The organism is Desulfolutivibrio sp. (assembly GCF_036584575.1).
Taxonomy (GTDB): Bacteria; Desulfobacterota; Desulfovibrionia; order Desulfovibrionales; family Desulfovibrionaceae; genus Desulfolutivibrio.
On sequence record NZ_JAZHDB010000211.1, the window covers coordinates 1 to 11,335 of the forward strand.

The 11,335-nt window shown below is 63.3% G+C and carries 13 protein-coding genes and 1 tRNA gene; 8 read left to right on the forward strand and 6 right to left on the reverse strand.

The window, feature by feature from the left end; translation table 11 throughout:
- From V3572_RS15310 to V3572_RS15340, 7 genes are all read left to right on the forward strand, one after another.
- Positions 1–950 (forward strand): HEAT repeat domain-containing protein (locus V3572_RS15310; RefSeq protein WP_332111890.1); only part of this gene is annotated, 950 nt, incomplete at its 5' end.
- Positions 951–956: 6 nt separating this feature from the next.
- The gene (locus V3572_RS15315; protein ID WP_332111892.1) at positions 957–1,835 is read left to right on the forward strand and encodes a CheR family methyltransferase; all 879 of its coding nucleotides are present in this window, start codon (positions 957–959) and stop codon (positions 1,833–1,835) included.
- Positions 1,835–2,731: a ParA family protein gene (locus V3572_RS15320; RefSeq protein WP_332111893.1), complete on the forward strand. Its 897-nt coding sequence runs from the start codon at positions 1,835–1,837 to the stop codon at positions 2,729–2,731. Before V3572_RS15315 ends, V3572_RS15320 begins: the two co-directional genes overlap by 1 nt.
- On the forward strand, positions 2,728–3,438 hold the full coding sequence (locus tag V3572_RS15325; RefSeq protein WP_332111894.1) for a chemotaxis protein CheW: 711 nt from the start codon (positions 2,728–2,730) through the stop codon (positions 3,436–3,438). The genes V3572_RS15320 and V3572_RS15325 overlap by 4 nt, the downstream gene beginning before the upstream one ends.
- Positions 3,439–3,467: 29 nt before the next feature.
- Entirely contained in the window at positions 3,468–3,836 is a 369-nt protein-coding gene (locus V3572_RS15330) for a response regulator (RefSeq protein ID WP_163302689.1), read from the forward strand.
- A gap of 47 nt (positions 3,837–3,883) precedes the next feature.
- A complete protein-coding gene (locus V3572_RS15335; RefSeq protein ID WP_332111896.1) occupies positions 3,884–4,438 on the forward strand; it encodes an Hpt domain-containing protein in 555 nt (184 codons plus the stop codon).
- Positions 4,435–6,867 (forward strand): chemotaxis protein CheA, encoded by a 2,433-nt coding sequence (locus V3572_RS15340; protein WP_332111897.1) that lies wholly within the window; start codon positions 4,435–4,437, stop codon positions 6,865–6,867. Before V3572_RS15335 ends, V3572_RS15340 begins: the two co-directional genes overlap by 4 nt.
- 20 nt (positions 6,868–6,887) lie before the next feature.
- Here the strand turns inward: V3572_RS15340 and V3572_RS15345 are convergent, their stop codons facing one another.
- Complete coding sequence (locus V3572_RS15345) at positions 6,888–7,232, reverse strand: helix-turn-helix domain-containing protein (RefSeq protein ID WP_332111898.1); 345 nt, start codon at positions 7,230–7,232, stop codon at positions 6,888–6,890.
- A complete protein-coding gene (locus tag V3572_RS15350) occupies positions 7,216–7,476 on the reverse strand; it encodes a type II toxin-antitoxin system RelE family toxin (protein ID WP_332111899.1) in 261 nt (86 codons plus the stop codon). Before V3572_RS15350 ends, V3572_RS15345 begins: the two co-directional genes overlap by 17 nt.
- 175 nt (positions 7,477–7,651) lie before the next feature.
- On the opposite strand from V3572_RS15350, the gene V3572_RS15355 reads away from it, so the two are divergent.
- Positions 7,652–7,728, forward strand: a tRNA-Arg gene (locus V3572_RS15355).
- A gap of 88 nt (positions 7,729–7,816) precedes the next feature.
- Here the strand turns inward: V3572_RS15355 and V3572_RS15360 are convergent.
- The 4 genes from V3572_RS15360 to V3572_RS15375 form a co-directional block, all read right to left on the reverse strand.
- Positions 7,817–8,266 (reverse strand): winged helix-turn-helix domain-containing protein, encoded by a 450-nt coding sequence (locus V3572_RS15360; RefSeq protein WP_332111900.1) that lies wholly within the window; start codon positions 8,264–8,266, stop codon positions 7,817–7,819.
- A gap of 243 nt (positions 8,267–8,509) precedes the next feature.
- The gene (locus tag V3572_RS15365; RefSeq protein WP_332111901.1) at positions 8,510–9,451 is read right to left on the reverse strand and encodes a formate dehydrogenase accessory protein FdhE; all 942 of its coding nucleotides are present in this window, start codon (positions 9,449–9,451) and stop codon (positions 8,510–8,512) included.
- A 170-nt stretch (positions 9,452–9,621) separates the two neighbouring features.
- Entirely contained in the window at positions 9,622–10,344 is a 723-nt protein-coding gene (locus V3572_RS15370; protein WP_332111902.1) for a 4Fe-4S dicluster domain-containing protein, read from the reverse strand.
- A gap of 120 nt (positions 10,345–10,464) precedes the next feature.
- On the reverse strand, positions 10,465–11,335 hold an 871-nt coding region (locus tag V3572_RS15375), incomplete at its 5' end, for a molybdopterin dinucleotide binding domain-containing protein (RefSeq protein ID WP_332111903.1).

Below are 11,335 nucleotides of genomic sequence, written 5' to 3' on the forward strand. Positions count from 1 at the left end.
CGCCCAGCCTGCGGGCAGGTCTGGCCCACGCCGAACCGGCCGGGCGGCGCCTCGCGGTGACGGCGCTGGCGCGTATCGGGGGGGAGAAGGTTTCGGAGCTTTTGATCGCCGCCTATCCCGGAGCCGACGCCGAACTGCGCCGAGACATCGTGGGCGCGCTGCTCACGGTGGCCGGGCCCGAGGCCAGGGAGTTTTTCCTGACGCTTTTGGACGAGGCCGGGGATGAGGCCGTGCTCAAGGCGGCGCTTTTTTATCTGGGCCGCAAAACGCGGGTGGAAGAGGCCGGGGAGCGTATCTTCGCCCTGCTGGCCGATCCCCGCGACGATGTCAAGGAAGCGGCCCTTGAGGCCTGCACCGCGCTCGGCGGCGAGGCCCTCAACCACCGTTTTCTCGAACTTGCCGACGACGCCGATCCGGTCAACCGGCTCATGGCCGTCTATGCCCTGGGGAAAATTCGTTTGCCGGACAACCTTACGCGCATCGCCAAGGCCTTGCTCGATCCGGTTCCGGACATCCGCAAGATCGCCCTGGAGGCTGCGGCGGAAGCCTGCGACGAGGAAGGAAACGGTCTTGAGCTGATCGTCTCCCGCATGGACGACGAGGCCCCGGATGTGCGGCGCACGGTGGTGGAGCTTTTGGGACGCTGCCCGCTTGGCCGGGGCGTTCCCTATCTGCTGCGGGCCCTGGCCGATCCCGACGACTGGGTGCGGGTCCGGGCCGTGGAGGCGTTGGGAACCCTGCGGGCTTCCGAGGCCGTGCTGCGGCTCATCCCGCTTTTGCACGACGCCTCAAAACTGGTGTCGCTTAAAACCGTGGAGGCCCTGGGCGATATCGGCGGCGAGAGCGCCTTCCGGGCGCTTCTGGAGGCGCTGGGCAACGAGGATCCCGAATTCCAGGCCGCCGCCGAGGAGGCCATCGCCAAAATTCAGGACCGGCAAGGAGACAGGTAGCGCGTAATGTCTTCGCTTTTTTCGAAAACGATATCCCTGCGAAAGGATCTGAAGATCACGGATGCGGAGTTTACGCAGCTGCGGGACTTCATTTATTCCCAAAGCGGCATCTTCGTGGCCGATTCCCGGAAATATCTGGTGGAAAACAGGCTGGCGGCCAGGCTCAAGGACTTGGATCTCAAGAGCTTTGCCGAGTACCACTACTATTTGCAATACGACCCGGGACGCCGCCAGGAACTCAATCGGCTTTTTGAGGTCATCACCACCAACGAAACCAGTTTTTACCGTAATCCTCCCCAGCTCAAGGTCTTCCAGGACCAGGTGCTGCCGGATGTCCTGGACCGGCTGCGGTCCCAGCGCCAAAAACGGCTGCGCATCTGGTCCGCCGGGTGTTCCACCGGGGAGGAGCCCTACACCCTGGCCATCATCCTCATGGAGGTGCTGCGCACGGAATTGCCCTCCTGGGACATCCGGATCACCGCCAACGACCTGTCCGAGGCCGTGCTGGCGGCGGCCAGGCAGGGCGTGTTCAACGAATATTCCCTGCGCACCACACCAAAGGAAATCGTGGCCCGTTATTTCATCCAGGACGGCGCCCGGTTCACCATCAAGCCCGAGGTCAAACGCCTGGTGAGTTTCGGGCAGATCAATCTGAGCGACCGCCTCCAACTCAAACGTGTGGACCACTCCCAGATCGTTTTTTGCCGCAATGTGATCATTTATTTCGACGACGAGATGAAAAAAAACGTCATCGGGGCCTTCTACGACAACCTTTTGCCCGGGGGATACCTGTTCATCGGCCATTCCGAGTCCCTGCACAACATCTCCCGGGTCTTTCGGCCCAAGCACTATCCCGGCGCGATCATCTATCGCAAGGAGGAGTGATGCGGGCTCCCGGGACCGACGGCACGGGCGGTACGCTCACCAACGTGGAATCGCCCGGCCCGGGCGGCGGCGGACGCCAAACGGGCGCGTCTTCCGGGGAGGCGCCGGACGCCGGGACGAGGCCGGGATGCGCCAGGACGTTGGCCGTGGCCAACCAGAAGGGCGGCGTGGGCAAAACCACCACGGCCCTGTCTCTGGGGGCGGCCCTGGCCCGGCGCGGCAAGCGGGTGTTGGTCATGGACCTGGACCCGCACAACTGCGCCTCGGCCCATTTGGGATTTTTCCCGGAGAACGTGTCCCGGTCGGCCCTGGATCTGTTTTTGGCGGACACGGTGGACGCCGAGGCCTTTGCAGCGGCCGTGATCCGGCCCGGCCAGGCAGGCTTCGATTTCGTGCCCGGGCACTACCGGCTCTCGGAACTCGATATGGACTTGCGGGAGAGGCCCCGCAAGGGGGTGATTCTCAAGGAGGCGTTGGTGGCCGTTGCCGACAGGTACGATTTCATGATCCTGGACTGTCCGCCGCACATGGGGGTGCTCTTGGCCAACGCCATGGTGGCCGCAGACCTCTTGGTCATCCCCATTCAGACGGATTTTCTGGCCCTGCACGGTCTGCGGCTGATTTTCGACTCCATCCGCACCATAAACCGCGTGTTGGCGCGGCCCCTGGCGTTCAAGGCGCTGGCCACCATGTACGACCGCCGGGCCGGGGCCTGCGTGCGGGTGCTCAATCTTTTGCGGCGCAAACTCGGCGCCAGGGTGTTTTCCACGGTCATCGGGCTGGACACCCAGTTTCGCGAGGCCAGCGCCGACGGAAAAGTGATCTACGAGGTGGCCCCGGACAGCCGGGGGGCTCGGGAATATCTGCAACTTGCCGATGAGATCGTGAGGTCATGAGCAAAAAGCTGGAAGAGTACTTCAAAAATGCCGTGGTTGTTCCCGGCGAGGAGGCGGCCCGCGAGGGGTTTACCGAACCCGAGCGCGCCTTCCTGGAAAAATATCTGGGTGTGGAGTATGAAGCGGCCCTTGAGGCCAAGGGACTGTCCCGGCCCGCCCGGGTGGAAACGGTCAGCGGTCCGGGCGTTGGCGCTCAGGCCCCGGGACATGCGGCGACGGACCACAGGCCTGATCTGGGGGAAACGGCCCGCTTCGAGGCGGGCCTGCGCGACGCCCAGGAGTTGCAGTTGGTTGGGTTCTCAGTGGCTGGCCAGGATTTCGCCGTGCCCATCGAACTGGTGCAGGAGGTTTTGCGGGGGGCCGCACCGACCAAGATCCCGGCCGCGCCACCCTATCTTGCCGGGATCATGAATCTTCGTGGCCGAGTGACCCCCCTGGTGAATCTGGGAACCATTTTGGATATTGGCTGTGACGCCTGCGACCAGGGGCGGTTCGTCATTGTGTGCCGGGCGGCCGGGATGCGCCTGGGACTGATGGTCGAGGCCATGGCGGCCATGCACCGTGCATCGGCGGATCGGGTGGAGTGGGGCATCGAGGCCCAGGTCGGGGTGGGGGCGCAGTATCTGATCGGTCTGCTCAAGCACGACGACAGATTGATAAAGATCATCTCCATTGACAGCCTTTTTCAAAAGGTTTTGAAGAGTTGAAGGCGCGTGAGCGTCTGGAGGACAAGGGCATGGCCAAGCATATCCTCATCGTGGACGATTCGAAGACCGTGCGCAATCTGGTGGCCTTCATCATGAAAAAGGAAGGCTTCAAGGTCACGGCGGCCGAGGACGGTCTGGACGGTTTGGAGAAGCTGTATTCCGAACAGAAGATCGACCTGATCATTTCCGATATCAATATGCCCCGCATGGACGGCATCACGTTTATCAAGACCGTGCGCGAGCAGGACGCCTACCGGGATATTCCCATTGTGGTGTTGTCCACGGAAGGCCAGGAAAATGATATTCAGAAAGGGCTTAGCATTGGCGCGAACCTGTATCTGGTCAAACCCGCCCAACCCGAGATGATGGTTAAAAATATCAAGATGCTTTTGGGATGACCGTTTTCCCACGCCCGTAAGGGACGCATGGCCCGCAAGGAGCGCCAATGTCGCAAGATTTCATGGATCCGGAACTTTTCGCGGATTTCATCATTGAGGCCAAGGAACACCTGGAGACCATCGAGCCCAACCTGCTTGAGCTTGAGAAAAATCCAGGAAATCTGGGGCTTTTGAACGAAATCTTCCGTCCCATGCATTCCCTCAAGGGGGCGTCGGGGTTTCTGGGCTTAAACCAGATCAACGGGCTGGCGCATAAGTCCGAAAACATCCTCGACGAGCTGCGCAAGGGCAAGCTGGCCGTCACCGCCGAGATCATGGACGTGATCCTGGCGGCCACGGACTCCCTGCGCACCATAATCGACAACCTGGAGCAGACCGGGGTCGAGGGCGAGGTGGACACCTCGCCGGTGATCAGCCGCATTGCGGCATCCTGGCAGGGGAAACCGCCGCCCCGGCCGCCCCCCCCCCCGCGCCGGAACCGCAGCCCGAAACCGGCCCGGAACCTGCCGTCGTCACCCCGGACCAAACCCCGCTTACGCCCTCCGCCCCCCCGGCCCCGACCGGCGCACGGGCCAGCGCCGCCTCGGACAACGAACCCGTGACCCCCACGGTGGTGGGCGACCCCTATGCCCTGACCTCCATCGGCGAGGGGCATCTGGCGGATTTCCTCGAAGAGGCCCGGGAGATCGTGGAGCGCTTAAACAGCGCGCTTCTCGAACTGGAGGCCGAGTCCGGAAACTTGCAGGGATCTGAACTGGTCAACGACATCTTTCGCTATTTCCACAATCTCAAGGGCAATAGCGGCATCATCGGGCACAAGGAATTAAACGCCCTGACCCATGAGGCCGAGACCCTGCTCAACCGGGTGCGCAAGGGGGAGATCGGCACCTCCCGGGGCATGATCGACCTGCTTTTGTCCACTGTGGATTTCATCGAGGCCATGATCGGCGGCATCGACCAGGCCAAAAGCACGGCCCAACCCCTGGACATCTCCATCCTGACGGGCCGGTTGCAGCGGGCGGCCGAGGAGGGCGAGGCCTTCGGCCAGGGCGCGGCCCCCGCCCCGGCGCCTGAGCCCGAGCCCGAAGCTGTCCCCTCCGCTACTCAGGAATCCGCCGCCGCGCCGCCGCCGGAGGCCCCCGGCGACGAGGCCCCGGCGGACGCCCCGGCCCCGGGTTACGATCCCGAGGATGTGGCCATCTTCGAGCGCACCATCGGCCAGCAGCTCGAAAACATGCACATCGCCTTGGATGGCCTGGACAAGGACGCCTCGTCCAAGGATCTGGTGGACGGCCTGTTCCGCACCCTGGTGACCATCCAGAACTCCTCGGCCTACATGGGCCTGGAGGACGTCAAGACCTATGCCGAGCGCACCGCCGGGCTGGTGGACCAGGGGCGCAAGACGGACATGTCGTTTGATATGCTGATGGATATTTTACGCCAGGAGTGCTCCATCCTGGGCGATATGGTCGGTGGGGCCATCCTCCGGCTGCGCTCGGGAGGGGCGGTGGCGGCCCCTGTGGCCAAGCCGGGATTGCCAGCCGCCCCGGAGGGGCCAGCCGCTTCCACACCCGAACCGAAGTCAGAGCCCACGCCAAAGCCCACGCCAGGGCCGAAGCCCGAATCGAAGCCCGAGTCGAAGCCGCAACCGACCCCGCCTCCGGCCGCCACTCCCGCACCCAAACCAGAGACAAAACCCGAATCGAAGGCCGCGCCCAAGCCGCAACCGACCCCGCCTCCTGCCGCCGCCGCGTCCGCGCCCAAGACGGCCCCTGCCGCCGCCACGGCCAATGCCCAGGCCGACGCCGGGAAGCCCAAGGTTTCCTCCACCATCCGGGTGGACCACGAAAAGCTTGACCACCTGATGAATCTCATCGGCGAACTCATCATCAACCGCAACCGGTTCGCCATGCTGGCCCGGTCCCTGGAAGAGGGCAAGGAAGACGTGGTGCACATCGCCCAGCAGGTCACCGAAAGCACCTACGCCATGGCCCGCATCTCCGACGACCTGCAAGACACCATCATGAAGGTGCGCATGGTGCCGGTGTCCTCGGTGTTTTCGCGCTTTCCCCGGTTGGTGCGGGACTTAAGCCGCAAGTCCGGCAAGGAGGTCAACCTCATCACCGAGGGTGAGGAGACGGAGCTGGACAAGAGCGTGGTGGAGGTCATCGGCGATCCCCTGGTGCACCTGATCCGAAACAGCCTGGACCACGGCCTGGAGACCGAGGACGGCCGCCTGGCCGCGAACAAGCCCAAGTTCGGCCATGTCTGGCTTCGGGCCTACCATCGCGGCAACTCCGTGGCCATTGAGGTGGAGGACGACGGCCGGGGCATCGACCCGGCCAAGATGCGCGAGGTAGCGGTCAGAAAGGGCGTCATCACCCCCGAAGAGGCCAAGGTCATGGACGACCGCGACGCCATCGACCTGATCTTCGCCCCGGGTTTTTCCTCGGCCGAAAAGATTACGGACATCTCCGGCCGGGGAGTGGGCATGGACGTGGTGCGCACCAACATCAAAAATCTCAAGGGCACGGTCAGCGTGGTCAGCGAGGTGGGCAAGGGAACCAAGTTCACCCTGGCCCTGCCGCTGACCCTGGCCATCATCGACGCCCTGATGGTGGTGGTCAACGGGGCCATGTACGCCATTCCGCTGGACTCGGTGTCCGAGACCACCAAGATCGAGGTCAAGCGCATGACCGAGGTCAACAAACGCAAGGCCGTGACGCTGCGCGGCGAGGTTTTGGGCATCGTGGAACTGGCCGAGACGTTGGAGTTGCCCAAAAACTCCGACAACCGGGACATCGTGCCCGTGGTCATCCTGCAGGACAACGAGCGCCGCCTGGGGCTGATCGTGGACAAGCTCCTGGAACGCCAGGAGATCGTCATCAAGCCGCTGGGCAGCTACTTAAGCGAATTCGACATGCGCGGCATCTCCGGGGCGACCATCATGGGCGACGGCTCGGTGGTGCTCATTCTCGATCCCCATGAGATCTACATGATGACCACCACCGGCATCCGGGGCGGGAAGTAGGGGCGATCAGACGGAAAGGATCATTCGTCAGCCGGTTGGAGTTGCTCAGTGACAAGGCCCATGGCCCGCGCCACCTTTTGCAGGGTGACGTGGCGCGGCCGGGCGTCCGGACGCTCCATGGCCGCATAGGCCGCCTGGCTCACCCCCATGGCCTCGGCCACTGTCGTCTGGGTCAGTCCCTTGTGCTCCCTCCAGGCCCGCATGAGGCTTATGCCTTCAAGGACCGTGCGCCGGACCACCTCATGGGGAATCGTGGCCGTCGGCGCGGCCTCCCCCGTGAGTTCCAGATAGTCGTCATACGGAACCACGACAAACAGCGGCCTGCCGTCCTGCTCGATGATCTGATGTTTAGTAGGTGTGTTCATCGCGTTTTTTGACCTCCTCAATACGTAATAAAACCATGCGTCCGTCGGGAATGGCCCGGAAAATCACCCGGTAACGCCCAACCCGAAGCCGGTACTGTCCGGGGCGGTCGGTGAGCATGGCGACGTTGCGGCAATCCGGCCAGTCCGACAGCCCATCCACGGCCTGGATGATCCTGGCCTGCTCGGACAGGGGAAAACGCCGCATCTGTTTATACGCCTTGGGCATCCATTCCACGTGGTGCATAACTTTTTATAGCTCATGTGAGGGATTTTTGCAAGAGATGAGGCCTTTTCTTCCGCTTTTTTATTTTTAAAAGTTGTTTTTGAGGGCGTCGCCCCGGGCCACATTCCCACCACCCGGCATGTCGGTCGGGCTTGACCGGACCTGCGGCGGTTGATTAAGTACTTGGTTCGGCTGCGCGCCCGTAGCTCAGGTGGATAGAGCAGGAGCCTTCTAAGCTCTTGGTCGGGGGTTCGAGTCCTCCCGGGCGCGCCACATTTCAAAAAAGGCCTCGCGGGGTTCGCCCACGAGGCCTTTTGCTTGGCTGGTCCAGGCCGCGCCCCGCCCGCCCCGCCCGCCTGGCTCAGGAGGCGTCATCCGGCGGCGTGGGGCCGGTATCGGGCGGGCCGCCCGCCGCCGCATCGTCATCCGCAACATTGCCCCGGTAGCCCTGAACGGCCCAAGGAAAGATCTCCGTGGCCTTGGCCAGGGCTGCCTTCTCCACCTCGTTGAACCACATCACGAACCGGTCGCGCACCAGCCTGCCGAAATCCGTCAACTCATAGCCGCCGCGCCGGCTGTTGCGGGTGATGAGCTCGAACCCCAAAATCTTTTCGCTTTGTTTGATCTTTCCCCAGGCCGCCCGATAGGACATGCCCAGTTCCTCGGCGGCCTTTTTGAGCGATCCGTGCTTTTCGATGCGTTCCAGTAAAAGCGCCCGGCCGGTGCCGAAAAAAAGTCCGTCGTCCGTGTCCAGCCACAGGTGCAGGCGCACGGTGGGGACATGCTCGGTCAGGGATCGGTCCTTTTTCATGGCCGGGGTACGTCCATCATGGGTTCCCGCAGGCAATGGTTCCGGCGGGCGGGACGAACGCTCCAGCCCCCGCGCGCCATGGAAGACGCTGACGACGCGAATGCGCCGCCCGCTATGTCGATTATGGCATACCTGCGAGGGAAAATCGAGACGCGGGAATTCCATAAATAGCGACATCCGATCCGGATCGCGCCGCACTGGCGAACCGGATCGGATGAGCGCCCACGAATTGCCCGAGGGTGATCAGGCAAATGTATTCCAGGCCTGCACGACCAGGGGTTTAAACCCCCGCTCGGCGGCCACGAACTCCAGATGCATGAGGTCCAGGGCGACGGTGTCCAGGCGGATGTCCTGGCGGCCGCCGGTCAAATCCACGCAGGGAAAAAAAATGCCGCACTCGCTACAGGTATAGACCCGCTCGTCGTCGCGGTCGTTGGCGATCAGGCTGACGAATTTTTCGTGGTCCGTGGTCTCGCAGGCCGGGCACTTGAGGCGCACATGCCGCCAGACGTGGCCGCACCGGGCGCAGTGCAGATGCAACTGGCCGCTTTTGGAGATGAGGTAGTCGCTATGTTCCGGTTCCTTGGGCAAAAGGCATCCGGCATCGGGATAGGAGCCGCAGATGGGGCAATACCCCCGGAACCAGGATTCCTTCTGAACCTGTCCGGCCAGAAGGGAGGCCATCCGGGTCAGGCAGACTTTCATGGCCTCGCCTGCCGCGAAGGCGGCCACGGCGGCCATATCGCCGGTTTCTCCGCACAGGCGCCCGACATGCGCCCAAAGCGCCTGGGCCTCCTCTCCGTCGGCCCACAGGGCCGCCAGACAGGCTTCTGCCACCGCCGGATTTCCGGAAATGGCCTCCGCCAGGGCGGAAATCTCTCCGGCCACGGCCGGAAAAAGCTCGGCCATGCCCGGGAGAAGACACCCGGCTGCGGCCGTGAAATCCTCCCGGAAACAGACAGGGTCAACCGAGGCCAGAAGGGGCGCGCCCTCCTCGAACCGGGCCGGATCGAAATCGAGTTCCGGCACAGGCGGCGTCTCGGGCAGGGCCGCCAGACAGGCGGCGCGCCGGTCGGCCAGGGCGGCGAAGACCTTGGCGATGGCCGTCACGGCCTCGGAGCGTGGGGGCGGGACGAGAAGTTTCGCCTCTTCCTGAATCTTGTATTTGCGTTCGTCAAAGCGCATAAAGCCGTACTCCGTATGGGCAGGGGCAGGGCCCCACGGCGTGTTCGCCGTCTCGACCCGGGTTGTCGTCTCGCAGGGAGGGGGGCATGGCCGATCCATGCCGTAAGGCGCATCCCCTCCCCGTGAGGCATGGTCAAGGGGGACACGCGGTTGCGTGTCCCCGGTGACGGTTACCCGGCCATGCGGCGCACGGGTTCGATGATCTTTTGCAGGAAGGCCTGGCGGGACAGGGGCTTGATCTCCCGACTGGCGTATTCGAAGTACTTGTCGCGCGGCTGGGTGATAAGATAAATCACGTTCACGCTGTCCTCATCCAGCAGGCTGGCCTGTGGATGCTTCTTCTTGACCGTTTCCAGGCTCTTGTGGGCCAGGGCCACCATCTCGGCACGCTCGCCGAAGTTCATGGCGCCGGTGCAGCAGGTCTTGACGCAGGCGGGCTTCATCCCGGCCTGGACCCGGTCGATGCACATGTCGCACTTGGTGAGCATGCCGGTTTTTTCGTCCCGGCGCGGCACCAGATACGGACACAGTTCCTTGACGTCCTTGGCCTGCTCCGGGGTCAGTTCCTTGCTCTTTTCGGTGTAGAGCACCGCTCCCGTGGCCTCGTCCTGAATGATTGCTCCGGGGACGTATCCGTCGGCGATGTCCTTGCAGGGCGGGTTCACGCAGTGGCGGCACTGCTCCGGGAAAAACAGCCAGTGGACGCGGCCGTCGATTTTATGTTCGTCGAAATGCACGAGTTTGAAGTTGGTCGGGGTCAGCTCCGGGGGATTTTGATGCGTTCCCCTCTGGAGCGTGGGCACGACGCCGTGCTCGTGCCATTCCTTGCAGGCCACCTGGCAGCCCCGGCAGGCCGTGCAACGCGAGGTATCGATAAAAAATGCCTTGGGCATGACGCTCTCCGTGTGGTTTGGGGGCGGACCCGTGTCCGCCCCCGGCTCGTTTTCGCATCCTGAAGACAGTGTCCGTTCCTCAGGCCGCGACGCCTTGGCGGCGGCGCGGAAAACCAGCGTTTATCTGGCCAGTTCCGTGACCTTGTCGGCCTTGCGGATGTCCACGAGGCAGGCCTTGTATTCCGGGATGGTGGTGTTGGGGTCGCCCACCGACGGCGTCAGCCGGTTGGTGGAGTCGCCCACGCCCGGAGTGGTCCAGCCGAAGCAGAACGGCATGCCGATCAGATGCACGGTCTTGCCCTTGACCGTAAGCGGCGTCATGCGCACCGTGACCATGGCGATGGCTTCCACCTTACCCCGGATGCTCTCCACGAGCACCGGATCGCCATTTTTGATGCCCTTCTCCTTGGCCAGTTCCTGGCTCATCTCCACATAGAGCTGCGGTTCCGCCTCAAGCAGGGCGGGGGTGTTGCGGGTGTCGCCGCCGCCGCACCAGTGCTCGGTCATGCTGTAGGTCGTAAGCACAATCGGGTACTTGGGGTCTCCCGGCTTGGCCAGGGCGTCCATGTCGCTTTCCATGATCTTGATGCAGGGGTTGTTTAACTGCTTCGAGAACGGATGCGAGGTCACGGGCGTCTCGGCCGGTTCATAGTGTTCGGGGAAGGGACCGTCCACCCGGCCGGGGCCGTAGAGCTGGCCGTGACCCTCTGTATGCATGATGAACGGATACTTGCCGTCAGGTTGGGCCATTGGCGGCCAGGGACCGTCGGGCACGTCGCCCACCCACTTGCCGTCTTCCCAGGAGATGACCGGGAGATTGGGGTTGAAGGGCTTGCCGTTCATGTCCACGGAGGCCCGATTGTAGATGATGCGGCGATTGACCGGCCAGGCCCATGAGAAGTTCGGGAACAACCCGAGCTTGGCCTGCATGGGAGACTGGTTCAAGTCGCGGCGAGTTGTCAGGTTCTTGTCCACATAGCTTCCGGTGTAG

What these genes read in the sequence shown, in the direction of transcription:
- V3572_RS15315 (WP_332111892.1), top strand. Translation starts at nt 957, where the DNA reads ATGTCTTCGCTTTTTTCGAAAACGATATCCCTGCGAAAGGATCTGAAG.
- V3572_RS15320 (WP_332111893.1), top strand. Translation starts at nt 1,835, where the DNA reads ATGCGGGCTCCCGGGACCGACGGCACGGGCGGTACGCTCACCAACGTG.
- V3572_RS15325 (WP_332111894.1), top strand. Translation starts at nt 2,728, where the DNA reads ATGAGCAAAAAGCTGGAAGAGTACTTCAAAAATGCCGTGGTTGTTCCC.
- V3572_RS15330 (WP_163302689.1), top strand. Translation starts at nt 3,468, where the DNA reads ATGGCCAAGCATATCCTCATCGTGGACGATTCGAAGACCGTGCGCAAT.
- V3572_RS15335 (WP_332111896.1), top strand. Translation starts at nt 3,884, where the DNA reads ATGTCGCAAGATTTCATGGATCCGGAACTTTTCGCGGATTTCATCATT.
- V3572_RS15345 (WP_332111898.1), bottom strand. Translation starts at nt 7,232, where the DNA reads ATGAACACACCTACTAAACATCAGATCATCGAGCAGGACGGCAGGCCG.
- V3572_RS15350 (WP_332111899.1), bottom strand. Translation starts at nt 7,476, where the DNA reads ATGCACCACGTGGAATGGATGCCCAAGGCGTATAAACAGATGCGGCGT.
- V3572_RS15360 (WP_332111900.1), bottom strand. Translation starts at nt 8,266, where the DNA reads ATGAAAAAGGACCGATCCCTGACCGAGCATGTCCCCACCGTGCGCCTG.
- V3572_RS15365 (WP_332111901.1), bottom strand. Translation starts at nt 9,451, where the DNA reads ATGCGCTTTGACGAACGCAAATACAAGATTCAGGAAGAGGCGAAACTT.
- V3572_RS15370 (WP_332111902.1), bottom strand. Translation starts at nt 10,344, where the DNA reads ATGCCCAAGGCATTTTTTATCGATACCTCGCGTTGCACGGCCTGCCGG.